A 773-nucleotide genomic window follows, 5' to 3' on the forward strand; every position below is an offset into this window, starting at 1 on the left:
CATCATCAATGCGGCCGAGGGGGTTGAGGTCACCGATATCCACGGCAGGAAGCTGCTCGATGCCGTCGGCGGCCTTTGGAATGTCAACCTCGGCTATTCTTGCGAGCCGGTGAAAAAGGCGATCCGCGATCAACTGGACCAGCTTCCCTATTATTCCGCGTTCCGCGGCACATCGCCGTCGCCGGCGATCGAGCTCTCATACGAGCTGGCGGAATGGTTCAAGGAAGRCGGCCTCGTGCGTGCGTTCTTCACGTCGGGCGGTTCGGATTCGGTCGAGACCGCTTTGCGTCTGGCGCGTCAGTATCACAAGATCAATGGCCAACCCGAGCGCACCAAGTTTGTTGCCCTCAAGAAGGGCTACCATGGCACGCATTTCGGTGGCGCATCGGTCAATGGCAATGCCAACTTCCGCCGCAACTACGAGCCGTTGCTACCTGGGGTTTTTCATCTCGCCGCACCTTATGCCTACCGCAATCCCTTCGGCACCTCTGATCCGGCGGAGATTGCCCAGGCGATCGCTCGCCAGTTCGAGGATGAGATCGCCTTCCAGGGGGCCGATACGATCGCTGCCATGATCATGGAACCGGTGCTGGGGTCGGGTGGCGTTATCGTGCCGCATGAAACCTTCATGCCATTGATGCGTGCCATTTGCGACAAGCACGGCATTTTGCTGATCGCCGACGAGGTGATCACAGCGTTTGGACGCACGGGCGCCTGGACCGGCTCGCGTGGCTGGGGTGTCAAACCGGACTTCATGTGCACGGCCAAGGCAA

The 773-nt window shown here is 60.1% G+C and carries 1 protein-coding gene; it reads left to right on the top strand.

The window, feature by feature from the left end; translation table 11 throughout:
* The coding region (locus AC1D0I_RS32745) for an aminotransferase class III-fold pyridoxal phosphate-dependent enzyme (protein WP_477400209.1) at nt 1-773 on the top strand (773 nt) is incomplete at both ends.

It is taken from the genome of Mesorhizobium sp. P2_D1 (assembly GCF_056404455.1).